Genomic DNA, 24,074 nt, shown 5'->3' with positions numbered 1-24,074 from the left:
GCGCTGCACGATACGACCATTCCCGAAGTTTGGTAATGCCGAGTATAGAAGTGTTGAAAACCCCAGTGCTTTTTGTTGAAAAGTCCTACAAGAAACAGGAAAGACATCACCCTGAGAAAACGGTGATGCCGCTTCTTTGCAGTTGTTCAGGCGCAGGCAGCGTGCGGTTTGTGTATACGCAGTGTGGAGGCAGGGTTGTTGGCCAATGCCTGGCCGACCCGCGTCGGGCGGGCTACCAACTGCCCGGTACAATTTGGGCAGCGGCCTTGGAAGCGGGTTTCGGCACAGGCACGGCAGAACGTGCATTCGAAGGAGCAGATCATAACGTCGGGGCTGTCACCCGGCAGGTCGGTATCACAGCACTCGCAGTTGGGGCGTAATTCCAGCATGGGCATGGCTCCTGTTCGCAGGCGGGAACCCGGAGTCTGCTACGCCCGAGGCAAGGCTGGCAATGTTCAGTCGCCAGGGCGGTACAGGTGGGCATGCCCGGCACGGTACAAGGCCGATTCGGCGAACGGTGTATCCCCCAGTACGTGGCCTACCAGGATCAGCGCCGTGCGCCGGAAATCCTTGGTCGCTACGCGTTCGACGATATCACCGAGGTTGCCGCGCACCCAATCCTGGTCTGGCCAGGTGGCCCGATGCACCACCGCAACCGGGCAGTGCGCGCCGTAATGCGGCATCAACTCATCGACAATGCGCGACAGGTGCTTGACCCCCAGATGAATTGCCAGGGTGCTGCCATGGCGCGCCAGGTCGCCTAACTGCTCACCCGGCGGCATGGGCGAGCTGTCGCCATAGCGGGTGAGGATCACGGTCTGCGCCACTTGAGGCAAGGTCAGCTCGCAGCCGAGCAGGGCGGCGCTCGCTGCCGTGGCGGTAACGCCGGGGATGATCTGGTAATCGATGCCCAGCGCCTGCAGGTGGCGAATCTGTTCACCGATGGCGCCGTACAGGCTGGGGTCGCCGCTGTGCACCCGGGCCACATCCTGACCTTTTTCGTGTGCGCTGCGCATGGCAGCGATGATCTGTTCCAGATGCAGTTCGGCGCTGTTGATCACGGTTTCGGCCTGGTGGCCTTCGAGCACGGCGGCGGGTACCAGTGAACCGGCATAAATGATCACCGGGCACTGACGAATCAGCCGTTGGCCCTTGACCGTGATCAGCTCCGGGTCGCCGGGGCCGGCACCGATAAAGTAGATGGTCATGCAAAGTCCTGGCAAAAAAGAGGGTACGAAACGCTCAGCAGGCCAGGGCGAGCGTCGCCGGGCCCAGTACCTGGCGCGTCAGCAGCAGCCTGGCCGTACCCTGCCGCTGGCTGGCCAAGGCCAGTGCCGCGCTCTCGGCTACGCCCCAACAGCCACTGTGCTGGTGGGCAGCGGCGGAACGGTGGCTGAGCAGTGGTTCATAGGGTTGCAGTTGCGCGCCATGGTACAGCACCAAGGGCAAACCGAGGCGCTCTGCCAATTGCTGCAAGCCGGGCTCGTCGGCCTTCAGGCTGATGCTTGCGATGCCGCGCAGGTCGGCCAGCGCCAGCCCCTGGTTGTCCAGGGCCTGGCGCAGCAAGCGTTGCAAGGCATCTGCCGGGCAACCCCGGCGGCAGCCAAAACCGGCATAGAAGGCAGGCATCAAGCCTGGCTGGAACGGCGGAACAGCCAGGCGCTGAGCAGGCCCAAGGCCAGCCAGAAGGCGGCGTTGGTCAGCCAGGAGGCGACTTTGAACTGGGTTTCCAATGCTTCAGGGGCCAGGCTTTCGTGCACCTCGGGTTGCGGTGCACCGATTACATGGGGAATGACCAGCAGCACGGCGCCCAGCGCCTTCAGCAGCCAGTGGCGGGCGAACACCAGCAAGGCCAGGCCCAGCGCTGTGGCACTGGCTGTACCAACCCACCAGGTTTGGCGTTGCCCCAGGTCGGCGGCCGCAGTCCCCGGCAGTTCTGGTGGCAAGCCCAGGGTGGGAGCCAGGCAGAACACGGCGAAGCCAGCCAACCCCCACAATGCGCCAGTGGCAGCGCGTTTGGGCTCGCGAAGGCTGTACAGGGCGGCGAGGATCAGGGCGAAGCCGACTGCGACCACCAGGTTGCCGCCTGTGGTGGACAGCACGCGCTGCCAGCCGTCTTCCGGCGACCAGGCTTCGGCGCTGTGTTCATGAGCGGCCACTTCGCTACCGTGTTCGTGGTGTGCGGCCGGGGCCGAGGACTCGTAGGTTTCCGCCTCCAGAATCAGCGGAGCCACCCAGAAGCTTTGCAGCAAGGTCAGCAACAGGGCTGCAAGGAGCCCGCTGAAACCCGCAGTACGGGCAATGCGCGTGATCATCAGGCGTACTCAGTGGCAGGGGAAGGCGGCGCTGTGGCGGGTGTCGTGGGCGGCGTTGTGCACAGCCTCGATGTGCGAGAACCCGGCAAAGTACACCAGGCACAAACCCAGCAAGCTGGCACCGACGGCGATGATTACACGCTGGCTGAGGGTAACGGGGGTAGCAAGGCTGTGTTGTTTGGCGCTGGTGACGGGCATGACGCGATCCTCTGCTTTTTGTGGGCAATGGGCGAGCGCGGCAGCCCCGGACGTGGTCGCCCAAGGGAATGCAACAGCGCCCGCCCACCGCGGGGTGTTCATGAACGCCAGGCCGGTCTCCGGGCTTGCGAGGAAGAGCTGGGCTCCTGGAACGCGTCACCTTCCCATGCCGCACTACAAGGCACAGTGGTACAGACGCTTCACTCGCTTACCGTTGCGGGGGCAGCACCGGCATTGTCCGGCCCTGCTGAAGGGCCTGGGACGCACCGGTTTCCCGTTTCACCCCCTGAGGGGCACCTGAACGTGAGGCATAAGGAGAGCATGGGGCGGGCTTGGCGTCAATGTCATACAGCGCGCGAGGCTGCCGAGCAGCAGGTAGGACAGGCTCAGGCCTGCCGTGTTCTTCCAGCAGGCAGAAGTGCAGAAACCGGGCGATCACCCGCGGGCGAATGCCGCCAGCTTGTCGCCATCCAGGCGGTAGCGCACCCACTCATCCTGCGCCTCGGCCCCCAGCTTCTGGTAGAAGCCGATCGCTGGCTCGTTCCAGTCCAGCACGCTCCATTCCAGGCGCCCGCAGTTGTTCGCCAGCGCTTCGCGGGCAATGTGCTGCAACAACTGCCGGCCGGCGCCATCGCCGCGTTGCTCGGGGGTTACGTACAGGTCTTCCAGATAGATGCCATTGCGCCCGAGCCAGGTCGAGTAGCTGTAGAAGTACACGGCAAAGCCAATTGCACGGCCATCACGCTCGCACATCAGGGTGTGCACAGTGCTGCCTTCGTCGAACAGGCTGTGCTCGATATCGGCAAGGGTGGCGACTACCTCGTGGCGCGCGCGTTCGTACTCGGCCAGTTCGGTGATGAAGGTGAGGATCTGCTCGGCATCGGTACGAACGGCAGGGCGAATGGTAAGGCTCATGGTGACGGCTTCCTTGATCCGGATTGTCGGTACAGTGATGTGTATCTGCGTAATTTAATCGAACTGTACCGGTTGCTGGGAGTGGCGCTCCGTTAGTGTGACAGCACCCATAAAGAAAGTGGAATGCCCGCCATGCTTGCCTCTGCCGACCTGCTGACCGCCTTCGTGCTGTTTGCCTTCGTGTCTTCCATCACCCCGGGTCCCAACAACACCATGTTGCTGGCCTCGGGGGTGAACTTCGGCGTGCGCCGCTCGGTCCCTCATGCCTTGGGTATCAGTTTTGGTTTCATGATGATGGTGCTGGCCGTCGGCCTGGGGCTGGGTGAAGTATTCAAGGCCTGGCCACCCCTGTACACGGTGCTGCGCTACGCTGGCGCCGCCTATCTGCTGTACCTGGCCTGGAAGATCGCCACTTCCGGGCCGGTCGGCACGGCCGCGTCCAGTGCGCGCAAACCGCTGGGCTTCTGGGGGGCGGCGGCGTTCCAGTGGGTCAACCCCAAGGCTTGGGTGATGGCGGTAGGGGCGATTACCACCTACACGCCAGCGCAAGGCTATGTAACCAACGTGATCGTCATTGCGGCCTTGTTCGCGTTGGTCAACTTGCCCAGCGTGGGGGTATGGGTGATGTTCGGCAGCGCCCTGCGCAACCTGTTGCAAAACTCGCGCTGGCTGATGCTGTTCAATGTCGTGATGGCCCTGTTGCTGGTGATTTCACTGTACCCGCTGCTGTTTGTAGAATCAGCGTTTTCCTGACCCCGAGAGTACAGTAAGCCGATGCAGTTGATTCCCTGGTCCCACGAATGCGCCGAAGGTTTCACCCTGCGTGGCTGGCGAACCCCGGCCAGTGGCAAACCGCTGCTGCACTTCCTGCATGGCAACGGCTTCTGTTGTCTGGCTTACCAACCGTTGCTGATGCGCCTGGGCGAGCATTTCGACCTGTGGCTTTGCGACGTTCAGGGCCATGGGGACAGTGACCATGGTGGGGTGTTTCGCGGCTGGAACCGCACCGCTGCCTTGGCGGTGGAGGCCTTTCAGGGCGGACGTGGCGAGTATGGCGACGTACAGCGGTTTGCCGTAGGCCACAGCTTTGGTGGCGTGCTTACGGGGCTGATCCTGGGCAGTGAGCCGCAACTGTTCGCCCGTGCCGTGCTGCTCGACCCGGTACTGTTCAGCCGACGCATGATCGGCGTGATGGGGGCGGCCGCCCTGGTCGGCCTGCATCAGCGCCACGCCCTGGCCCGCAAGGCTGCCACCCGCCGCAGCCACTGGCCCGATCGCGAGTCGGCGTTGGCCTCGCTGGAAGGGCGCGGCATCTTCAAAGGCTGGACCCATGCGGCGCTGCAGGCCTATGTCGAGCATGCCATCGGTGAGTGTGGCGAGGCCGTGGTGCTCAAGTGCCGGCCCAGCCGTGAAGTGGATATCTTCAGTTCATTCCCTAAACGCATGTGGGCCAGTCTGGCCGCAATCAGGACGCCGACACGGGTGTTGTATGGCGAAGACACCTATCCCTTTGTGCCACGTTCGGTCAATCGCCTGGCGCTGCTAAACCGCAATGTGACCGCACGGCAAGTTCCCGGTGGGCACTGTTTAATGCAGGAAGACCCGGCCATGGCGGCCGAGCAAGTGCTCGGTTTTTTGCAGGGTTGACTGTTCTGCAGATGGGACGATGCATGCCATTTCAGCCGTCTACCGCTTGATTGGCATCATTGATAAGGTTACCTCAACCAAGAGAGGAGCCTTCTCATGAAAAAGATTCTGGGTATTCACCGCAGCCCTCACGCCCATTGGGTGGGGGATGGTTTCCCGGTGCGCAGCCTGTTCACCTACGACAACCTGGCCAGCCGGATCAGCCCGTTCCTGCTGCTGGATTACGCCGGCCCGCATGATTTCGCCCCGACCCAAGCACGACGCGGTGTAGGCCAGCATCCGCATCGCGGCTTCGAGACCGTGACCATCGTCTACCAAGGTGAACTGGAGCACCGTGATTCCACCGGTGCTGGCGGCTTGATCGGCCCAGGTGACGTGCAGTGGATGACGGCTGCCAACGGGATCATTCATGAAGAGTTTCATTCCCCGGACTTTGCACGCAGTGGCGGCACTCTGGAAATGGTCCAGCTGTGGGTGAACTTGCCGGCGCGGGACAAGCGTGCAGCGGCTGGCTACCAGACGCTGCTGGCCGGCGACATTCCGGTGGTAGCGCTTGACGGTGATGCCGGGTGCTTGCGAGTGATTGCCGGTGACTACCATGGCCACCACGGGCCGGCCAGAACCTTCACCGCGATGGACGTGTGGGATTTGCGGCTCAACGCCGGCGCGGCCTTGCAGTTGCCGGTTGCTGCCGGGCGCAATGCAGCGCTGGTGGTGTTGCGTGGTAACGTTCGAATCAATAGCGAGCGCGAAGCAGGCCCGTCGAGCCTGGTGCTGCTCGACCGGGAGGGTGTAGACGTAGCTGTCGAGGCGCTGGACGGCGCAAGTGTGCTGCTGCTCAGCGGTGAGCCAATCGATGAGCCGATCGTCGGCTACGGCCCGTTCGTGATGAACAGCCAGGCGGAGATTGCCGAGTCGTTCGATGATTTCCATGCCGGGCGGTTTGGGCAGATGCAGGATGAGAGGGGAGGTGCCGCGCACTGATCCTGTTGATTGGGTGGCCTGTCCCGGCCCTGTCGCTGGCAGGCCATCTTCCCACGGCCACCCGGCTGGACATTGGTCAACGCGTTGCTGACCAAGACCACTCGTCGTCAAGTCTGCTAATGCAGTCGAACACTCGGCCCTCGCGGAGAATCTTCCACTAAGGTGCTAAAGGATCCCCCGCAAGCTCATTGCCCGGGCGCATGGACAGCTGGCCGAGCATGCGCAATATCAATTGGCGCCCCGCCCGACAAAGGCGTACTCCCAAACAACAGGCCATCCCACAGAGAGGGTCGTACCATGTCGTTGATAGGCGTTTCGATACTAGAGATGCGGCAACTGATCGAGCAGGCCTGCTTGCCAGACCGCTGTGAAGTCAGCTGCCCGGACGGCGCCAACCTGACCATCCGCCTGGGCCAGGGCCAGGATCTCGATCAGGGTGTGACCCTCAGCGGGGTCGCGCTGCAAAACCTCAACAGTTGCCGTGACCTGGTCAACCTGGTGGAGCAGCTGCATGCGCTGCGTGACAACCACCCGGCGCCACTCAAGGCGATTGCCTGAGCGCGCCTGTCGTGCCCCGGTCAGCCAAGGCTGGCCGGGCTGCTGAAAGCAACGCGCTGGCATGCGCCCAGGCAGCCACAACCCCCGTTGATCGGCTTATTGCAGTTCCAGCAGCAGGTTCAATCCACCGTCGCCGCACTTTCCCTTCTCGCGAACCACGCCGTGGTAACTCCGCCCATCCCAGACGAAGGCCACACTGTGAGCTCGGTCGATCTTGTCAGGCAGTGGGGGGCACACGTGCAGGCGCAGCCCTGGGCGACCCTGCAGGTTGAGGGCGGCGAGCTGGCATTGGCATTCCACGCGTTGCGCCACCGGGCCGAACAGGGTGTCGCGTACGTAATCGAGCTGCAGCGAAGCATTGGGTGCGCGGCCAGGCATCTTCATCGGTACATGGCTCCGTTGCAACGGCTCGAAGAACCAGGCGGGTTGGGCATGGCAGGCTCCAGACAAAAGAAAGGCGGCTTATCATTCGAAGCTTGCCTGGCCAAGATGTTCAATGTGTTTCATGTGCGTTCATCTTGTTTTGCGCGGGGTGGCAGATGACGGCCCCTGTTCAGGCACCCGCCTTGCGCAAGGTCAGGTTGATCCGCCGTTCGCCCAGGCGCGGATGCACACCGGGTTTGATCGGTAGCACGCCGTGGAAGCGCAAGCGGTCTTCGCCGCCCCAAACCAGCACATCGCCGTGGCTCAGCGCAATGCGCTGAGCCTTGTCGGCACGCTGCAGGCCGCCGAACAGGAACACCGCCGGTAAGCCCAACGACACCGACACGATCGGTTGGCCGAAATCCTGCTCGTCGCGGTCCTGGTGCAGACTCAGGCGTGTGCCTGGCAGGTAATGGTTGACCAGGCAGGCATCCGGCACAAAACCGTCAAACCCGGCCATGGCTGCCGCGCGGGAGGCCAAGGCGAGCAGAACCGGGGGCAGGGCGGGCCAGGGCTGGCCACTGAGTGGGTCGCTGGGGCTGTACCGGTAGCCATGTTGATCACTCACCCACCCCAGCGTACCGCAGTTGGTCAGGCCCACTGCCATGCGCAGGCCTCCTGGGGTGTACATGTGCCGGAACGGCGCAGCACGCAGCACCGGACGCAGGGCATCGAGCAGCGCCTCGGTTTCGGCCAGGGCGAAGCCGGGCAGCAGCACGGTGTGGCTGGCCAGGCGTTGCGGCTGGGCGCCGAACAGGTCGAGGTCGGACTGGATCATGCGGCTGCACATCTTCGAGCGGTTTGCCATTGTACCCGACAGATACACGTCAAGGGATCGCACACGCCGATCGGATCGAACGATTGCAGAGGGCGGGATAACAGAAAAAGGAACCGCGGCACCAGGGAGAGGAGCACCGCGGTTCAAGGGGGAGCGGTTTACTGCTGGGTCACAGTGGCCAGGTTCGCGCTGCCCAGCTGGGTGATGGTGGCGGATTGGGCGACGCCACTTTGGTCGACGAACGCCTTGTTGCTTTGGCCTCCCTGGGTCACGTAGGCGACGTTGATGCTGTCAGTCTGTTTGATGGTGGCTTCGTTTCCGCTTCCGTAGAGTTGGTTGGTGTAGCTCTGGTTGCTATAGCCGGACTGGTCGAGCGTGATGGTGTTGCCGGTGCCCTGGCTGCTGCCGTAGGCATAGTTGTCGGTCCCACGCTGGTCGGCGATCAGAATGTTGTCAGTGCCGTTCTGTTCGAAGTACAGCTCGTTGCTGACGTCATCCTGCTTGGTCGACATCTGGTTGCCTTTACCCGTCTGGGTCAACGTGGCCTGCTGGTCAGCGCCCTTCTGGGTCAGATTGACACCGTTGCCATTGCCCGTCTGGTTGATGGTGGCGTTCTGGTTGGTGCCGAACTGGCCACCCATCTTGGCGCCTTTCCAGTTACTGGCGGTGATGCTGTTGCCATTGCCTTGGGTGTTGATGGTCAGGTTGAGGTTCTCACCATTCTGATAGGTGAAATGCAGGTTGTTGTTGCCGGTTTGGGTAATGGTGGTGGTCGAGTTGTTGGTCTCGAACTGGTCCGACCAACTGGCGTTGGCATTGCCTTGCTGCGACAGGCTGACCTTGTTGCTGACGCCGAAGCTCTGGTCGATATAGCCTTCGTTCGACTGGCCGGTCTGGACTACGGAGGCCTGGCTACCGATCTGTGTGTCCTGCCACACTTCCACGGAGTTGCCGCCCCCGTACTGGCCAATGGCAATGGTGCCACCGGTGCCTTCGCGCTGGTCGCCATAGGCCCAGTTGTCGTGGCCATCCTGATAGACCTGGATATCGCCATCGATATGGTTCAGGTGCTCGGCGGCGGCGTAGTTGTCCTGGCCGGTCTGGTTGACGGTGCTGCGGTTGTTGCTGCCACCGAAGGTCTGCTCGATGAACGCTTCGTTGCGCTGGCCGGATTGCCAGCTGGTGGCTTTGCTGCCTTCCTGGCTGTCCTGCCACACGGTGGATTTATTGCCGACGCCTTGTTGGGTTTGCAGCGATTCGTTGTTTGACCCTATCGACTGGCTGGCGAAGGCATCGTTGTAGCTGCCTCCGGCGTGCTGGGTGATCTGGCTGCCGTTCTCGAACAGTTGCTCAGCGTAGCCGGCGTTGTACTGGCCGGTGGCGCTCTGCTGAATATCGCTGGTGCTTTCGGTCTGCACGGCGAGGTGGTTGTGGCCCTTGCCAGTCTGGTTCTGGGTGGCCGAGGCGAAGGATGCCTGGGTCTGAGAGACTTCGGCGATGTTTTCCTTGCCGTCCTGGGTCTGGGACGAGGTGCTGTCAGCAGCCATGGCCTGACCTGCGAGGGCCAGGACGATAGCGGCACTTAACGGAGCGAGCTTGTACATGGTGGTGCCTCCAGGTCTATCGGTATTGGGTGATCTGAACATGCTGGCCATTGCCAGCCTGGGTCACGGAGCTGTTGAGCCCCGAGCCGGACTGCACGATGCTGGCGCTGTTGTCGTTGCCGATCTGCTCGATGGCAGCGTTGTTGCTGCTGCCACTCTGGCGAATCGACGCGCTGTTGCCATTTCCCTGTTGGCGGATGATGGCCATCAGGTCACTGCCTTCCTGCAAGATGTACGCTTCCTGGGCACCGCCGGACTGGACGATACGGCCCAGCAGGGCCTGACCGTTCTGGTCGATGGCGGCGCGGTTGCCTGACCCTTGCTGCTCGATCACCGCAGCCTGGCCGGCACCGGCCGGCAGCAGGCGGATGATCACGGGTTCACCGAGGTCGTTGCCGGGTGCGAGGTCGGCATTGTCCATCAGGTCCTCTGCCCAGCAGGCCTGGCCCGCCAGGGCCAGGCAGAGCAACAGGGAGTACAGCCGTTTCATCGAAGCCTCCGGCTTTTACTGCACGACTACGTTGACGGTGCGCGTGGTGCCTTGGCTGGTTGTGATCGTCGCCGTCGGTGCCGCAGTCGGGATGATCGTGGTGCTATTGCTCACCGCCAGGCGCCAGCGGCCGGTCAGCGCTACCGTGGCCGTACCCAAGGTCTGGACGCCGGTAGTCGTGGTTACCCGCACGGTTACGGTATTGCCGGTGGTCACCGACGAGGTGCCACTGATGTCCCAGTTGTAACGGTTGTTGGAGCGCGCCGTGACCGTGGCTGCCGTGACGGCGAAGGTTTCAGCGGCAGGCCGAGGCGACACGTTGACGGTGACCGTACCTGGGGTGGACAGCCCCCCCAGCGAGTCACGTGCCTGGTAGGTGAAGGTGGTGGTGAAGGCTGTGGTTACAGTGGCCGGTGGGGTATAGGTGACGGTTGTGCCGTCGGTGCTGACCGTGCCGCGGCCGGCGGCCGGCTGGGTGATGTTGGTCACGCTCAGCGGTACGTTGCCTTCTGGGTCGGTGTCGTTGGCCAGTACGTTGATGGTCAATGGCACGCCCAAGGTGGCGACGGTTTCCGGGTTGGCAGTCGGTGCCTGGTTAGGTGCGACGTTGATCGTGACCGTGGCCGGTTCCGATTTCAGCCCCTTGGCATCCACCGCCCGGTAGCTGAAGTTGGCTACCAGCGGTTGTGTGGCCCCGGTCGGCGGCGTGTAGGTAACCGAGGTGGTGCCATTCATCACGACGCCGCCAAGGCCGGTCCCAGGTTGGGTCAGGTCGCTGATGGTCAGCGGCACGTTGCCATCCGGGTCGCTGTCGTTCAGCAGCAGGTTGAGTGTGATCGGTACACCGACACTGGTGCTGCCGACATCGGCCTGGGCGAGCGGTGGCTGGTTGGCGGCCTCGACCGGGGCGTTGCCGACCACGATCACTGGCTCTACATCACTACCGCCGCGGGCAGACTTGACCGTAACGGTGGCGGGCGGTTGCGCCAAGTCGTTGACCGTGATGCTTTGCAGTGTGCCCGATTTCGACAGGCGGCCGTAGCCTTGGGCGAGCAGGTCGGGGACCGCTACTTCGTCGCTGGAACTGGCCTCGATCAACAGACGTTTGTTGGCCCAGTCGTAGCGTGCGGTGCTGACTTTGACCACGTCGCTGAGCTTGCTCGAGAGCGCAGTCGGCTGGGTGCCGCCGACTGCGTTGCTGGCGGTGACAACCACCACCTCTGGCGGCACCGACTGGTTGAACTGCTGGCTGAAGAACAAACCGTTGTTGTCCGAAGTCAGGGTGAACTGACAAGGCGAAGGCGGCGTGCCGATCAGTGCCAGGCCATTGCGCATACACAGGCTGGCCTCACTCGGGGCCTTGGCGAACACCTCCACGCGGGTACCGCTGCCGTTGCGCGAGTAGGTGGCGCGCTCCAGCGTGACCGGGGTTTGTGCTCGCGGGTCCAGCACCTTGCCAGACACTGTGAACGTGTTGGTCTGAATGGCGCCCGCGGGCCCTTCGATGCGCACGAAGTTGGTATTGAAGGGGCTACCGGTTACCGCTTCGGTGATATTGGGGTCGCCGATGTAGGTTTCGGTGGTGCCAGTGTCAGGATTGACCTCTGTATACGGCCCGCCAACCCCCTTCAGCCAAGGGCCGATCGCCCCCCCCAGCGCCCCCCGGAAGTTGCCGGGAGCGCCAATGCCTATGTCCCGGGTGATATTGATCGCGCGACGACCTGCCGTGGTGACGTTGACCGTCTCCACCCCGTAAGGGTGCGTGATGGTGTAGGTACCGGTGCGTGGGACCGAAGCGCGGATACGGATGCGGGCGAAGCTTTGCTGATCACCGTCTACCGGGTTTTCAGCCGCGAAGGCTGCCTCTATACCGGCAACGTAGACCTCCAGTTCATAACCGCTGTTACCTACTTGTGGTATCGAGGTTTCGGCCAGGAACCAGAACATCTCGGGTGGCCAGTTATCTGGAAATACCAGCGGCAGGGCATCGTCATAGATCCCGGGCTCGGGCAACAAGGTGCACATGTAGGCGGGCGCCCCTGGTGCGCCTGGCGCACGGGTGCTGGTGGCACGCGACTGGCACAGCTCCAGGGATTGGTCGAGGCTGTCCTTGTACCACATCGGATAGCCACCCGTGGCGAAGGTGTAGGGCCCCGGGTCGACATCAGACAGCGCGGCAAACGCGGCGCTGGTAACGGTAAGAGAGAAACCGGCGGCCAACAGCGCACGGCGCGACCAAGTGTTCATGCTGCCTCCTTGAAGGCTGAGCCTTTGTCTGTTCATGGCACCAGCACCACGTCTTCGGTGTCGCTACCACCGTTGGCGCTGGTGACCTGCACCTTGGCCGGCGGAATGGGCGAGAGGGTCATGCTCAATGTCTTCACGGCGCCGGTACCGCCAAGGTTGCCGATCAACGTGCCGTTGCCGGTATGCGCGGTAAGTACGGGTGGTGTGGTCTCGTCGCTGGTGTTGGCCACCAGGGTCAGCTCGCCGGTAGACAAGCGGTACTGGGCCTGTGTGATGGTGACCAGGTCGGTCAGGGGGACGTTGCTGGTGGTCAGGCTGCTGGTCGGGATTGCCACGCTGTTGTCAGCGGAAAGTGTCACGAGGGTTCCGGCCGCCGGGTTGAGGACTGACTGGGCGTACCAGGCGCCGGTGCCGTTGGCCTCGGTGAGGCTCAGGTTGGGGGTCTGGCTGGTCAGGGTGACGCTTGCCGGTGGCGGCGGGGCCAACACGAAAATGTCTTGTTGGGCGATCAGGTCGCCGTTTTCGGTATGGCGTGAGTACGTGCTGCGTTGTGGCATCAGCGGGGTTGGCAGGGCCACTTCGGAAAGTTTGCCCGAGACAGCGAACAGCTCGGTGCGCAGGTCGATGCCACCAGGGCCCTCAATGCGTACGTAGTTGGTGTTGAATGGGCTGCCGGTGACCCGCTCTTCCAGGTTCGGGTCGCCGATGAAGCGCTCGTTGCCTTCGGTGTAGGGGCCGTTGACACTGCGCAGAAACGGCCCGACATCACCCTTGAGTGCGCCGGTGAAGTCGCCTGCCCCGGCGATGCCGATGTCACGGGTCATGTTGATCGCCCGGCGCCCCGCAACGGGCACATCGAACACTTCAACGCCATAGGGGTGGGTGACCACGTAGGTGCCCGCGGTGGGTACGTCGACCCGGATACGGACCCGGGCGAAGCTGACCTGGTCACCCTCGACAGGTTCTTCGGCAGCGAATGCCGCTTCGATCGCCGTGCCATAGCTGAGGTCGATGCCACGGGCGGCGTCGACGATTGCAGCGTCGGCAGTGAACCAGAACGCTTCGTCAGGGAAGTTGGTGGGGAAGACGATGGGTTGGGTATCGTCGAACACACCAGGCGTGGGCAGCAGCGTGCACATGTATGAGGGTGCACCAGGTGCGCCGGCGACCCGGGAGCTGACGGCCTTGGTCAGGCACAGGTCGAGGGTACGACCGTGGCTGTCCTGGTACCAGGCGGGGAAGCCGCCATTGGCAGGGACGTAAGCGCCTGGATCGACAGCGTTCAAGGCGGCCTGCGCGGGAAGCTGGAGCATGCCGGCGAAAATCGCCACTGCCAGCGGGTGGGGTATCGGTCGGTGCATGAGTCAATTCCTCCTGCAAACGGGCCCATGGACTTGGGGCGTCTGGGAGGAGATCGGCAAGAGCTGTGCCAATATCTGAAAGTTGCGCTGCAGGCCTTGGGGGGCAAGGGGCGAGCCTCTCCGCGAGGGATTTTGCAAGCGGCTGGCGGTGGGCAGCGTTCCCCCAAGGTTGGGGATTGGGGGCCGGTAATTTCAACCCGGTTTTCGATGTAGAGCCGATCGCTGAATACAGTCAGGATCAGGCAGTAGGCGCGGCCGGTTATTCTTGCGATCTGGAGGCCCGTGTTTTGCGTGGTTTTTTCGCCGGCCGCTTGCCGGGCTTGAGCTGCCAGCGGTCGGCGTTGGCGAGCAGGCGTGCCTGGATTGCGGGTGGGTAGTCGCCCAGGGTTGTCACGGGGGGGACTGGCTTGCCGGGCAGGCCGGCCTCGCGGATGACCTTCGGCCAGCGTGGTCGCCAGCACAGCAGCAGGCTGAGCCAGTGGCCGGTGCCGATGATGATGAACGCGGGCCAGACAAACAGCAGCGCAACTTTGAACAGCCAGCTGCTTTTGCGGAAGAAACGCCCAAGGCCTTCGAACTGGGCGCTGAATGCCTGGATGGGTGAGGGTAGCTGGGTGCTCAGGCGGGGGCGGGGGACGGCGTGTGGGCCTTCTTCCATGTAACGGCGGATGAATTCCCACTCATCACGCAGTTCGCTGCCGCCTTGGCCTTGTTTGCCCAGCAGGGCCATCTCCATGTGGGGCAGGCCGGTGCGGCTGGGGTGCCAGATTAGACCGAGTCGTATTCCAACGCTTAGCGAATCATCTTCTGGGCGAATGCCCGTGCTGCCGGTTGTTTTCCAGGGGAAGGTGACGATGCCACCACAGTAGCTGGGTCGATGGAGGTGGACCTGTTGAGTTATTCGATTGAAGCGAATAAGTAGATGCCGACTGGTCAGCATTTCCAGTCGCGAGATTTTTACGCCGTACTTCAGGTAAAAATACAATGCTGCTCCTGAAGCTGAAGCCAAGAGAGCTGTAAGTAAGACTGCTATAAAGGAGATTGAATAAGGTTGGGTGATATCAAGCCAGATGGAACCGACAGCTATGCCGATTCCGAAAATTATCCCAGGCAGTACTCCGCCGATCGTGACTAGCGTAATGAGGCCGCGCTTCTCTTCTGAGCCGCCACAGCGCATTTCCATGTAGGTTTCATTGAATGCATAAACAGGGCCGCGTAGGAGGGGTGTTTCACTTACCTGGCAAAAGTGAATTTCTTCATTCAGGTCGCCTTCATAAAAATCTCTATTTGCGCGCTTCTCTGCTGGTGTCATCCCTGCTTCGTACGTTCTACGTGCAGCTTCTGGCTGAGTTGCCATCTGCCAGAATCCCCATTCGATAAGATACATTATAAAACCTCGCTGATAGCAGAATGTAGGGCGCTCAGTTCTTCCTGCTCTTCATAGGGCTTGATATTTTTATGAGTTCGGAAGCAGCTGCGTTTGCACCACTTCTCTAACGCGTCATCTTCCAAAATATAGATTATGAGTGTCAGGATGAGTCCGATCCAAAATGCACCTAAGGATGGTCTGAAATAGCCCTGTATTTCTGACTGACTTCAGCCTACGCTGATTTTGAAAGCGGTAAACCGATCAAAAAACGATCAAATCGCCCGCTTATTTCGGTGTTTCTGGCCCCAGCGAGCACCTCGCCGCGCCATTTTCTGCATTACAAGCGCACCTCTCCTGCATTCGTCAGTAAATGTCGGCGTGCCATCCATAGGTTCGACAGGGCGAACAGCGTCACCAGTTGCGCGGTGTTCTTCACCAGCCCCCGGAAACGCACCTTGGTGTAGCCAAACTGCCGCTTGATCACGCGAAATGGATGCTCGACCTTGGCGCGCACCTGGGCCTTGGCCTTCTCGATCTTGCGCTTGGCCTTGTACAACGCGCTGCGCTTATCGAGTTTCTTGTAGGTGCTGCGGCGTGCCGCCACCTGCCAGATAACCTTACGATCGACATGCTCTGGACGTTTCTCAACGCCGGTGTAGCCCGCGTCCGTACAAACCACGTTCTCGTCGCCATGCAGCAACTTGTCGACCTGAGTAACGTCCGCAACGTTGGCCGCCGTACCCACCACGCTGTGCACCAGGCCCGACTCGTCATCCACGCCGATGTGCGCCTTCATGCCGAAGTAGAACTGCTGGCCTTTCTTGGTCTGGTGCATTTCCGGGTCGCGCTTGCCGTCCTTGTTCTTGGTCGAACTCGGCGCATGGATCAGTGTGGCATCGACGATGGTGCCCTGGCGCAGCGACAGACCACGATCACCCAGGTAACCGTTGATCACACCGAGGATGCCGGCCGCCAGTTCATGTTTTTCCAGCAGGCGACGGAAGTTGAGGATGGTGGTTTCATCAGGAATGCGTTCCAGGCTCAACCCGGCGAACTGGCGCAGGATGGTGGTCTCGTACAGCGCTTCCTCCATCGCCGGATCGCTGTAGCCAAACCAATTCTGCATCAGATGTATGCGCAGCATCGCCATCAACGGATACGCCGGACGACCGCCTTCACCCTTCGGGTAGTGCGGCTCGATCAGGGCAATCAACCCCTTCCACGGCACCACCTGATCCATCTCGATCAGGAACAGCTCTTTGCGGGTCTGCTTGCGCTTGCCGGCGTACTCGGCGTCGGCGAAGGTCATTTGCTTCATCGGAAAACTCGGCGGGTGGAGTCCGGGTATTTTGCCAAAATCAGGAAGTCTTTTTCAGGATTTCCCTAAGACTAAACGTGCAAGCAGTAGGCGAGCAGCTTGTGCCCGCCGCTGCCGTGGTCATCGCGGCCGCCAGGAGTTCGGTCTTCACCCGCGCATCACTGTCAGGCAGTTCGCGCGCTTTAAAGGCCATCAGCATCCCCTCCAGCAGGCACACCAGCCCGGAGACACGCACTTTGTAGAAGTCACTGTTACGAGCCTGCATCAACCCTTCAGCCCAGGCCTGGTCGAGGTACCTTGATACCTGGCCTGCACTGCGTTGTGGGTCAATGGGCTGCCCGCTACGTGCAGCTTCACTCAGGCGAATATCGACAGCCGTTTCATGCACCGAAGCGAACAAGGTCAGCCGCAAACCCTGGTGCAACGCGCGGTCCATGCTGTTGGGGGTCGCGGTGCGCAGCACTTGCCGCCCCAGCGCGACGTACCAGGCATACAGGCCGATGCTGGCCGTGCTGCTCTGTGCCTGCATCTGTTCGTACAGGGTGTTGATGCGCCCAAAGGCATTGGCAGCGGCATGGGCTTGCCGGGCAAGTGCTTCCGGCAGGGCGAAGGATGACGCTGACTGTGGTTCGCTTTTAGCCGCTTCCAGCAGCGCCGCCAGTGCTTCCCGCAGGTCCTCCTGGTTGTAGGTGATGCCGCGTATTGCCAGGTTGCCCCGGTCTGCCACGTCGCTGCGCCACCAGTGGTCCAGCACCTTCGCGCCCCCTTCACTCAACTCCATGCCGATCACGCACTGGCCGGTCTGCTCGGCAAAGGCCAGGCCGTTGATGAGGTCGGCGTTGTCGTAGCGGTCCAGCGCTTGCAACAAGCGTTCGCTGACCACCCAGCGGGTATGGTCCTTGGCGCGGTCCTCGGCGGTAGCAGGAAGTGATGGTTCAAAGAGTCCATGGGTACGCTCCATCTGCAAGGATGATGTATGGCATCAATTGATCTCCTTGGGCCTTCTGGGCGTGCGCGGTTTGCGTGGCTTTTTCTCCGGCCGCTTGCCGGGCTTGAGCTGCCAGCGGTCGGCGTTGGCGAGCAAGCGTGCCTGGATTGCGGGTGGGTAGTCGCTCAGGGTTGTCACGGGTGGGACTGGCTTGCCGGGCAGGCCGGCCTCGCGGATGACCTTCGGCCAGCGCGGTCGCCAGCACAGCAGCAGGCTGAGCCAGTGGCCGGTGCCGATGATGACGAACGCGGGCCAGACAAACAGCAGCGCAACTTTGAACAGCCAGCTGCTTTTGCGGAAGAAACGTCCAAGGCCTTCGAACTGGGCGCTGAATGCCTGGACGGGTGAGGGTAGCTGGGTGCTCAGGCGGGGGCGGGGGACGGCGTGTGGGCCTTCTTCCATGTAACGACGGATGAATTCCCACTCATCACGCAGTTCGCTGCCGCCTTGGCCTTGTTTGCCCAGCAGGGCCATTTCCATGTGGGGTAAGCCGGTGCGGCTGGGGTGCCAGACCAGGCCGAGTCGCGTGCCCATGCTGAGTGAGTCATCTTCTGGATATAAGCCAGTGCTTCCGGTTGCATTCCATGGAAAAGTTACGATTCCACCGCAGTATTTCGGTCGATGTAGGTGAACTTGTTGGGTTACTCGATTGAAACGAATGAGCAAGTGACGGCTAGTCAGCATTTCTAGTCGGGTTAAGTGGATTCCATACTTTGAATAAAGATACACTAAGGTAGAGCTGACTGAGAGCATTATAAGTGTTGAAAAAATAGTGATTACGGAACGCCCATCCGGATCGGTGATGTCCATCCATAAAAATCCAGTGGTGATCATTAGTCCCACAGCAATGGCCGGGGCGACAGCGCCGAGCGTTGCGAGCGTAATAAGTCCACGCTTCTCTTCTGAACCTCCGCAGCGCATTTCTAAAATAGTGTCGCTGAACGCGAAAACAGGTCCTCTTGCATAGGGTTGTTTACTAACGGATTGGAAGTGCATTTCTTCAGTCAGGTCACCCTCATATAAATCTTGACGCTTTTCGTTCGGTGTCAGTTCTGCTTCATATGCTTTTCGCGCGGCTTCGGATTCAGTAGCCATTTGCCAAAAACCCCATTCGATCAGATACATCACAATACCTCGCTGAATGCGGAGTGCAGGGTCTTCAGCTCTTCTTGTTCTTCAAACGGTTTTGAGTTTTTTGCAAGGCGGAAGCTGCTGCGTTTGCACCACTTTTCCAAAGCATCGTCTTCAAGTATGTAAATAATCAATGTGAAGACCAGGCCAATCCAGAACGCCCCAAGAACGAGGCGCGCAAGTAATAACCGAGCAGCCTGCGTGCCGAGCTTCTTTGCAAGTGCTCCCAAGGAGGTGGATAGCATCCTGACGAGCTTGGTCTTGGCATTTTGAGAAAGGTAGTCGAAAAAAGGTTTTGCAGTCGCAACGGCCGTTCCTAACTCAGCAAGTGAGAGAGTCACTGTAGCGACCCCTCTTACAAAATAAGTAGCCGACAAGAGTCTGGAGTTTTTTTGAACCTGCTTGGTAGCGCCACTCTGGCTGCTTTTGAAATGCTCAACCGAATCAGTGAAATCCCACCACGCCAGCAGTGAACCCCCGGTGCCAGCTAAACTGGCGCCCCATAGTTTCAAGCGCCCTAAAGCGGCCGCTGCTCCTCGTCCGGTCACACTGTTCGCGCCGTACCGCGCGACCACCTGGTCCACATAGCTGGCTCCAACTTCAAAGCCCGCCGCAGCCGTGGTCATCGCGGCCGCCAGGAGTTCGGTCTTCACCCGCGCATCACTGTCAGGCAGTTCGCGCGCTTTAAAGGCCATCAGCATCCCCTCCAGCAGGCACACCAGCCCGGAGACACGCACTTTGTAGAAGTCACTGTTACGGGCCTGCATCAACCCTTCAGCCCAGGCCTGGTCGAGGTACCTTGATACCTGGCCTGCACTGCGTTGTGGGTCAATGGGCTGCCCGCTACGTGCAGCTTCACTCAGGCGAATATCGACAGCCGTTTCATGCACCGAAGCGAACAAGGTCAGCCGCAAACCCTGGTGCAACGCGCGGTCCATGCTGTTGGGGGTCGCGGTGCGCAGCACTTGCCGCCCCAGCGCGACGTACCAGGCATACAGGCCGATGCTGGCCGTGCTGCTCTGTGCCTGCATCTGTTCGTACAGGGTGTTGATGCGCCCAAAGGCATTGGCAGCGGCATGGGCTTGCCTGGCAAGTGCTTCCGGCAGGGCGAAGGATGACGCTGACTGTGGTTCGCTTTTAGCCGCTTCCAGCAGCGCCGCCAGTGCTTCCCGCAGGTCCTCCTGGTTGTAGGTGATGCCGCGTATTGCAAGGTTGCCCCGGTCTGCCACGTCGCTGCGCCACCAGTGGTCCAGCACCTTCGTGCCCCCTTCACTCAACTCCATGCCGATCACGCACTGGCCGGTCTGTTCGGCAAAGGCCAGGCCGTTGATGAGGTCGGCGTTGTCGTAGCGGTCCAGTGCCTGCAACAAGCGTTCGCTGGCCACCCAGCGGGTATGGTCCTTGGCGCGGTCCTCGGCGGCTTGCTGGGCGTGTTGCATGGCCTGCTCGAAACCGTCGAGCTGATCGTGCATGGCCTGGCGGTCGACCAGGTGGCCGTATTTCTGGTCGAACCGCTTGCGGAACTCGCCGGCATCCTGGCGGGCCTGGACTTTGCTGCGGACCTCGCGCTCGAACTGCGCCAGGTGGGGCTTCATGCGTTCATCATGGGCATCGGCCTGTTGATTGGCCCGTTCGGAGAACAAGTAGATCTCGGGATGCAGGTGGGGCTGGTTGCGGACTTTTTCGGCCATGACTTCGCGCTTGACGATCTGCTCGGCCACCATCTGCGGGTAGAGTTTTTCGATTTCCAGGAACGACTGCGCGACCAGCAGCTTGCGTTCGTTGTCCACCCCGGGTTCCACGGTGCGCGCCAGCCACTGGGTCTTCACATCCTCGACAGCGGCGTTGCGCCAGGCGTTGAGCTCCTGGGTGATCCCGATGGCGTCTTCGATGACGATGGCGGCGCCACGGGGTTTGCTGTGGTTCACCAGCGGTGCCAGCGCTTGGCGTGATGCGTGCGGCGAGACGATCTGGTCGTTGTTGAACGGCTGCAGGTCCAGCAGTGCCTGCAGGTCTGCATCGTTTTGGGCCTTGAAGTCGGCCACCCAGTTCAGTTGGTCATGCTTGAGGACGTGGGGCTGTGGCGGGGCGTCGGAGGGCTGGATGAAGCGGGCGATATCGATCGTGGGCAGGCTGCTGCGGTAGTCGTCGTCGAGCAGGCGGTAGTTGTCGAGCATGCGCGGGGTCAGCGGGGAAGGGCTGAACAATGGGCGCAGCTCCTGGATGTCATCCAGGTCGTAGAGGGTGATGGTCCAGCCGAAACCGCGAAGGATCTCATCCAGATTGCCGGCGCTGGGGGCAGGCGCCCAGGGGGCGTCGCTGCTGATGTACAGCAGCGAGCCATTGGGCGCCACGCGGTACTGGCTGTGCCATTCGTAGGCCGGCGCGCTATGGCGCTTGATCAGCAGGTAGAGAAAGCCCTCGCGCAAAGGGCGGATGGCGTAGCTGGAGTGGGTCAGCTCGCCGACCTCCTGGAACGGGCTGAGATAGCCTGGCAATTTGGGCAGGCGGGCACGTTGTGCCGGGTTGCCGCCGACGGCGGCGTAGCGCAGGGGCAGCAGTTCGAAGCGGCGGGTGCAGTCGGCGACGGGGCTGTTGCGCAGGGCCGGGCGGTAGCCGGAGGTGATGCGCCTGCACAGTTCGAGGGTTTCGCTGAGTGAGTCCATGGTTGTGTTGTGCCTCAGTCCTTGGTGCGCAGGCAGCGCTGCACGTTGTCCATCAGGGATGTCTGCTGCTCGCGCGTGGCGGCAATCGCCTCCTGCCAGGCTGGCGAGCTACTGAGCTGTTCGCCACCGCGAGCCAGCATCAGCACATAGCTGATAAGGTCTTCTTCACGCCCCAGGCCTTGCGCGCGCGCCTGATCCAGATAGTGCTGAATCAAGCCAACCCGTGTGCCGTGGCAGGCAGCGTGCAAGGTCGGGCAGGACTGCTCGTTCTTGAGCAACTCGGCAAGTTGATAGCTCAGCGGGTCACCCGCCAGTTCGGCCCAACACGCTTCGTTCAACGTGATTGGCGGACAGTGCGTGGATTGAGGCTGATTACCGCCGGATATCTGCATCCACAACCGCTTGCTCGGGTGTGCCACAGGGGCCCACCAGTGATGGATGGGAGCCAGCCATTCGCTAACCCCAGGCAGCTCACGGTGCCTGTCCAGCACTAGCAGAGCCGCGGCGGTGTGGAAGCGCAACAGGTACGAATGGCCGTCCGTGCCCGTGACGATGTTGGCGTGGCTCAAGTGTCCGGCGAGCCGGGCAGCGGGAAGCGCGCTGACTATCCAGCCGCACACGGCGCCAGCAGCACCTTGTTCAAGTTGCCATTGGAAGTCGTACTGGGCCGAGACATCGGAACCGAGGCGCGAACCGAACAACCAAGGGCCTGCTGTCCGCAGGTTGCTGAACTGGGCTTGCTGCAGCAGTGGCCAGCAGCGGCCGGTGTAGTGCCCGGTCAGTTGTTCCTGCACCTCGGGTGTCAAGTTGGCCATTTCCACGATGGCGCTGAGGCGATAGTGATCGGATGCCCGCAGCACATCGACCATTGCTCTGACAAATGGGCTGGGCATCAGCTTGCTCCTTCCATGCGAATGATGGTGTGGCCGTCGGCGATCGCTTTGAGCAGGCAGCTGAGGCAAATGGGTTCGCCCGGCGCCGGTACGCCAGACGTTGAAGTGACGCGATTGCTACCCGTAGCCTGCTGGCTGACAGGCCCTTTGAAGGCCAGCGCCAGGCCGTCCAGCGTGATACCGGCGCCGTCGACTCTCAAAAGCCCCGCGGGGCTGCGGATCGTCAGGCTTTCGCTGACCTGGATGTCATAAACCTTGGTGGTGTGCCGGATGGCTTCGCCCGTTTGCAACGTGCTGTGACCGGCAACCACCTGTTCGCGGTGGCCGCCGATTTCTACCGTGTGGTTTGCCTTGGTGATGTCCTGCCGGTGGTTCCCTACCTGTTCGATTCGGTCCTTGCCTGTGGTGATCCTGTGGTTGCGACCAATCCTCAGGCTGTCGTCGTTGCCGATTTCGTGTACCCGGTTCTGGCCGATGCCAACAGATTCGTCACGGGCGATGTCTTCGCGACGGTCCTGACCGATCGAAATCGTCTCGTCTCGTTCGACGCGTTCGGTACGATCGTTACCCACGCGTGTGGTTTCGTCGTGCTTGACGATGTTGTTCTGGTCCCGCTCGGCATGAATGAACACCTCCTGCCGACCCAGTTCATCCTCGAAGCGCAGCTCGTTGAAGCCTTCGCCTTTATGGGTCTGGCTCTTGATGGTCATGCGCGTCTTGTGCTCGGGCAGGTCATAGGGCGGCAACTGGTTACCGCAATAGGTGCGCCCGGTGATCATCGGCTGGTCCGGGTCGGCGTTGACGTACTGGATGATCACATCCTGGCCGATGCGCGGGATGGCCATCGAACCCCAGCTGCCCCCCGCCCAACCTTGCGACACGCGCACCCAGCAGGAGCTGAACTCGTTGTTTTCGCTTTCCCGATCCCAAGGAAAGCTCACTTTCACGCGGCCCCATTGGTCGCAATAGATTTCCTCGCCCTTGGGCCCGACCACCGTCGCCATGTGCGGGCCGTCGATGCGTGGCTTGGGCAGGGGGGCCGGGCGCCATTCGGCCCTGCCGGGAACCAGCAATGCGTTCTGTTTGTAGCGGGTGCCTTGCTGCGAGCCGGCGGCCTCTTCCTGCAGGCTGGTGAACTGGGTGCCTTCGTGATGCACGCTGACCGTGCGCCAGTGCACGTTGAGGTCTTCACGCGGGTGCTCGATGAGGGTGAAGCTCAGCCCCGGTTGCAGGCGCACATCGTCGCCTTCCACTTCGGCAATGCGCGCATCATGGCGCAGGGCCGCAAGGCGGGTGGCAGTGAACGGAACCCCGACCGCATCACGCTTGTATCGGCCGGGGTAGTCGAAGCGCTCATAGTTCAGCGATTGATGGGTGTTGCTATTGTCGTACGCCCTGTGTTCCTGACGGTATTGCGGATGAGTGAAGGTGTAGTCCCGTTGCACCTGCTGCGCTGTTCGCACCTGTTCGCTGTAACGCAAGCGCCGCAGGCAAGGCCTGGCCTGATCGCCGCCTCCAACGGATCGGTACAGCACCTGATCGGGGCCAACGTCGTCATTGTGAAACCCTTCATCCTCATCATCGGTCTTGATGGCCCCCCGGCTGATCTGGCCCAGCGCCAGCAGCCGGTCAGTGATGACCAGCAAGTGCTGTTTCGGCGTGTGTTCGAAGCGGTAGACAATGCCTTCCTCGGCGGCCAGGCGGGCCATGAAGTCGAGGTCTGTTTCACCGGCCTGCACGCAAAATTCGCGCACCTGATGCGGGTCGAGACACTTCAGCTCGTAGGCATTCACGCCTTGGCGTTTGAGCATGATCTCGAGAATCTGCGGCACGGTTTTCTGCTGGAAGATGCGCCAGTTCGAGCGCAGCCCGGCGCGGGCCAGCATGGGCTCGACCAGTGCGCGGTAACGGGTGCGATGGAAGCCTGTTTCCCCTTGGCTGAAGGTGCTGATCAGGCCGTGCACGTAGCGCAACGGGCGCTCACCCTGCCAGAGGGTGAACAGCACCGGTTTGTCGAGGAGCTGGCCGAAGTCGACATCGTCTTCGAAACTGATCAGCTCCAGCTGCAGCTGGAACGGTGAGCTGATGGCTTCGTCCAGCTCGAACGACACCACCTCAAACTCGCTTCGGCCAACCAGCGGCTGGAAAGTGAAGCGCAAATCGGATTGGCTGGGCATGTGGCGTCCCCC

General features: G+C 61.6%; 22 protein-coding genes, 1 pseudogene and 1 riboswitch. Of the genes and pseudogenes, 4 read left to right on the top strand and 19 right to left on the bottom strand.

What is annotated here, in order from left to right:
- Nucleotides 1–146: 146 nt before the first annotated feature.
- From AA098_RS15370 to AA098_RS15345, 6 genes are all read right to left on the bottom strand, one after another.
- Nucleotides 147–389 carry a DUF1272 domain-containing protein gene (locus AA098_RS15370; RefSeq protein WP_004576571.1) on the bottom strand — a complete coding sequence of 81 codons (243 nt, stop codon included), beginning with the start codon at nt 387–389 and terminating at the stop codon, nt 147–149.
- Nucleotides 390–455: 66 nt separating this feature from the next.
- On the bottom strand, nt 456–1,208 hold the full coding sequence (gene cobM, locus AA098_RS15365; RefSeq protein WP_004576572.1) for a precorrin-4 C(11)-methyltransferase: 753 nt from the start codon (nt 1,206–1,208) through the stop codon (nt 456–458).
- Between the two features lie 34 nt (nt 1,209–1,242).
- Complete coding sequence (locus AA098_RS15360) at nt 1,243–1,629, bottom strand: cobalamin biosynthesis protein (RefSeq protein WP_003253817.1); 387 nt, start codon at nt 1,627–1,629, stop codon at nt 1,243–1,245.
- Nucleotides 1,629–2,315, bottom strand: coding sequence for a CbtA family protein (locus tag AA098_RS15355; RefSeq protein WP_014756910.1), 687 nt, complete (start codon nt 2,313–2,315; stop codon nt 1,629–1,631). Before AA098_RS15355 ends, AA098_RS15360 begins: the two co-directional genes overlap by 1 nt.
- Before the next feature lie 9 nt (nt 2,316–2,324).
- The gene (locus AA098_RS15350; RefSeq protein WP_003253813.1) at nt 2,325–2,513 is read right to left on the bottom strand and encodes a CbtB domain-containing protein; all 189 of its coding nucleotides are present in this window, start codon (nt 2,511–2,513) and stop codon (nt 2,325–2,327) included.
- Nucleotides 2,514–2,605: 92 nt separating this feature from the next.
- Nucleotides 2,606–2,829, bottom strand: a riboswitch (cobalamin riboswitch).
- A 119-nt stretch (nt 2,830–2,948) separates the two neighbouring features.
- The gene (locus AA098_RS15345) at nt 2,949–3,428 is read right to left on the bottom strand and encodes a GNAT family N-acetyltransferase (RefSeq protein ID WP_003253811.1); all 480 of its coding nucleotides are present in this window, start codon (nt 3,426–3,428) and stop codon (nt 2,949–2,951) included.
- Nucleotides 3,429–3,551: 123 nt separating this feature from the next.
- On the opposite strand from AA098_RS15345, the gene AA098_RS15340 reads away from it, so the two are divergent.
- The 4 genes from AA098_RS15340 (at nt 3,552) to AA098_RS15325 (ending at nt 6,617) form a co-directional block, all read left to right on the top strand.
- Nucleotides 3,552–4,181, top strand: a complete 630-nt coding sequence (locus tag AA098_RS15340) for a LysE family translocator (protein WP_012052198.1) — start codon at nt 3,552–3,554, stop codon at nt 4,179–4,181.
- A gap of 21 nt (nt 4,182–4,202) precedes the next feature.
- The gene (locus tag AA098_RS15335; protein ID WP_064614674.1) at nt 4,203–5,075 is read left to right on the top strand and encodes an alpha/beta fold hydrolase; all 873 of its coding nucleotides are present in this window, start codon (nt 4,203–4,205) and stop codon (nt 5,073–5,075) included.
- Between the two features lie 96 nt (nt 5,076–5,171).
- Complete coding sequence (locus AA098_RS15330) at nt 5,172–6,059, top strand: pirin family protein (protein ID WP_004576573.1); 888 nt, start codon at nt 5,172–5,174, stop codon at nt 6,057–6,059.
- Between the two features lie 297 nt (nt 6,060–6,356).
- Complete coding sequence (locus AA098_RS15325; protein WP_033725899.1) at nt 6,357–6,617, top strand: DUF1652 domain-containing protein; 261 nt, start codon at nt 6,357–6,359, stop codon at nt 6,615–6,617.
- Nucleotides 6,618–6,713: 96 nt separating this feature from the next.
- Here AA098_RS15325 and AA098_RS15320 read toward each other — a convergent pair whose 3' ends face one another.
- The 13 genes and pseudogenes from AA098_RS15320 to AA098_RS15260 all read right to left on the bottom strand — a co-directional run bounded on the left by AA098_RS15320 (nt 6,714) and on the right by AA098_RS15260 (nt 24,062).
- A complete protein-coding gene (locus tag AA098_RS15320; RefSeq protein ID WP_003253801.1) occupies nt 6,714–7,001 on the bottom strand; it encodes a hypothetical protein in 288 nt (95 codons plus the stop codon).
- A gap of 169 nt (nt 7,002–7,170) precedes the next feature.
- On the bottom strand, nt 7,171–7,830 hold the full coding sequence (gene alkB, locus AA098_RS15315; RefSeq protein ID WP_019751428.1) for a DNA oxidative demethylase AlkB: 660 nt from the start codon (nt 7,828–7,830) through the stop codon (nt 7,171–7,173).
- A gap of 146 nt (nt 7,831–7,976) precedes the next feature.
- Nucleotides 7,977–9,422 carry a curlin gene (locus AA098_RS15310; RefSeq protein ID WP_003253796.1) on the bottom strand — a complete coding sequence of 482 codons (1,446 nt, stop codon included), beginning with the start codon at nt 9,420–9,422 and terminating at the stop codon, nt 7,977–7,979.
- 16 nt (nt 9,423–9,438) lie between these two features.
- Nucleotides 9,439–9,912 carry a curlin-associated protein gene (locus AA098_RS15305; protein ID WP_004576576.1) on the bottom strand — a complete coding sequence of 158 codons (474 nt, stop codon included), beginning with the start codon at nt 9,910–9,912 and terminating at the stop codon, nt 9,439–9,441.
- A 15-nt stretch (nt 9,913–9,927) separates the two neighbouring features.
- Entirely contained in the window at nt 9,928–12,159 is a 2,232-nt protein-coding gene (locus tag AA098_RS15300) for an Ig-like domain-containing protein (protein WP_003253792.1), read from the bottom strand.
- Between the two features lie 32 nt (nt 12,160–12,191).
- Nucleotides 12,192–13,520 carry a hypothetical protein gene (locus AA098_RS15295; RefSeq protein ID WP_004576577.1) on the bottom strand — a complete coding sequence of 443 codons (1,329 nt, stop codon included), beginning with the start codon at nt 13,518–13,520 and terminating at the stop codon, nt 12,192–12,194.
- A 259-nt stretch (nt 13,521–13,779) separates the two neighbouring features.
- Nucleotides 13,780–14,907, bottom strand: coding sequence for a DUF6708 domain-containing protein (locus AA098_RS15290; RefSeq protein WP_064614672.1), 1,128 nt, complete (start codon nt 14,905–14,907; stop codon nt 13,780–13,782).
- Between the two features lie 319 nt (nt 14,908–15,226).
- Complete coding sequence (locus AA098_RS15285; RefSeq protein WP_064613796.1) at nt 15,227–16,207, bottom strand: IS5 family transposase; 981 nt, start codon at nt 16,205–16,207, stop codon at nt 15,227–15,229.
- Nucleotides 16,208–16,310: 103 nt separating this feature from the next.
- A pseudogene (locus AA098_RS15280) lies at nt 16,311–17,123 on the bottom strand (hypothetical protein); the annotation flags it as partial.
- A gap of 66 nt (nt 17,124–17,189) precedes the next feature.
- Nucleotides 17,190–18,320 carry a DUF6708 domain-containing protein gene (locus tag AA098_RS15275; RefSeq protein WP_064614670.1) on the bottom strand — a complete coding sequence of 377 codons (1,131 nt, stop codon included), beginning with the start codon at nt 18,318–18,320 and terminating at the stop codon, nt 17,190–17,192.
- Nucleotides 18,320–20,992: a T6SS effector BTH_I2691 family protein gene (locus AA098_RS15270; protein ID WP_064614667.1), complete on the bottom strand. Its 2,673-nt coding sequence runs from the start codon at nt 20,990–20,992 to the stop codon at nt 18,320–18,322. The genes AA098_RS15275 and AA098_RS15270 overlap by 1 nt, the downstream gene beginning before the upstream one ends.
- Nucleotides 20,993–21,006: 14 nt before the next feature.
- Nucleotides 21,007–21,885: a DUF4123 domain-containing protein gene (locus AA098_RS15265; protein ID WP_064614665.1), complete on the bottom strand. Its 879-nt coding sequence runs from the start codon at nt 21,883–21,885 to the stop codon at nt 21,007–21,009.
- Nucleotides 21,885–24,062 (bottom strand): type VI secretion system Vgr family protein, encoded by a 2,178-nt coding sequence (locus AA098_RS15260; RefSeq protein ID WP_064614663.1) that lies wholly within the window; start codon nt 24,060–24,062, stop codon nt 21,885–21,887. The genes AA098_RS15265 and AA098_RS15260 overlap by 1 nt, the downstream gene beginning before the upstream one ends.
- Nucleotides 24,063–24,074: the final 12 nt, after the last annotated feature.

Source organism: Pseudomonas sp. JY-Q (assembly GCF_001655295.1).
In the GTDB taxonomy this organism is placed as follows: Bacteria; Pseudomonadota; Gammaproteobacteria; order Pseudomonadales; family Pseudomonadaceae; genus Aquipseudomonas; species Aquipseudomonas alloputida.
This window is presented reverse-complemented; position numbering and strand designations above follow the sequence as displayed.